The 1,255-nt window shown below is 27.6% G+C and carries 1 protein-coding gene; it reads right to left on the minus strand.

All coding sequences use genetic code 11. The features are described from left to right. Nucleotides 1-1,255, minus strand: a 1,255-nt coding sequence (locus tag AJ881_RS09605) for a motility associated factor glycosyltransferase family protein (RefSeq protein ID WP_261660247.1), incomplete at its 5' end; no start/stop codon positions are given.

A 1,255-nucleotide genomic window follows, 5' to 3' on the forward strand; every position in this document is an offset into this window, starting at 1 on the left:
TCACCTTCTTACCCTTTCCATCCATTTATCTAATTTTCTTTCTTTAAGTTTTTCTTCTAAAGGAAGTATATTTTTAATCAAAGCACTTTCTTGTGCTTTGATATGTCCATAAACTAATTCCATAAATTCTAAATGTTCTTTTATCCAAAGAATACTTTTATTAAAAGCATCTTCTTTGGTTTTAGGATTTAAAACATAAATTCTAGCAAGATTAAGTTCAAATTGTGTCAGTAAAGGACCTAAAATTTCATACAAGTCTTGCATTTGTTTAATATCTTCAAGTTTGTTTTTAAATTCATCTATTTTTTTAATAGCTAAATTTAAATATTCTTCTTTTTCATTTAAACTCAAATATATACTTTGTATATTTTCAAAATCATTGCTGAGTATTTTACTAAAATCTCTACAATGTTTAATACTTTGATAAACTTTATAATAAGCCTTAAGTAAAAACTCATTTTGTTTATTTAAACTTAAAGGTTCTAATTTTTCAAAAGGTTTATCTAAATCTTTATAAAGTAAATTCTCACAAGCCCAAAGAAAAGGTTTTTCTATAGTTCCTTCTATCCTTGCTCCACCTTCGGTGCAGTTGTAGGTGGTGATACCTAATTTTGTGGTATTTGGAATCATATCTTTTTCAAACCAATTTTTAAACAAAAGCCATATAGCGTGAGTTTTAACTTCTTCTTTCCCACCATAAGCTGTAGTTAAAATATGCTCATACATTTGACTTTCATAGTTAGCAGAATTTTGATAATCATCAGGATGAGAATTGCCATTTTTTGCGTAGGCTAAGTCTTGTCCTATGAGAATGATGTTTTTATGACTTAGATAAGTTGCTAGATAAGATAATGTATGTGCAACACTAAGTCCTACAGCAGCATAAGAAAAATCTTTAAGATTTATATAATATGGTAAACCAAGAACTTTTTGAGTAATGATTAAATTTTTATCCTTTAAATATTCAATCGCTTTTGGATGAACAACACCAGCACAAATAAACACAATATCCTTATCAAATTCTCCAAAATCATGATTAAAAAATTCAGCAGTAATTTTGGTTCTTTCAAGCATACAAACATAATCAGGCTTTATATCATGCTTAGCTAAAATAGGATAAGAAGAATCCGCACAAAAAATCGTAGCTTTGCTAGCATACTTTTTTAATAAAGGAAGTTGTTTAGTAAGAGATGGTCCTGTAGAAACAATGATAGCTGTATCACTTAAATTCTTTCTTTTAGAAAGTAATTCTTTA

It is taken from the genome of Campylobacter sp. BCW_6460 (genome assembly GCF_001762705.1).
Lineage (GTDB): Bacteria > Campylobacterota > Campylobacteria > Campylobacterales > Campylobacteraceae > Campylobacter_D > Campylobacter_D jejuni.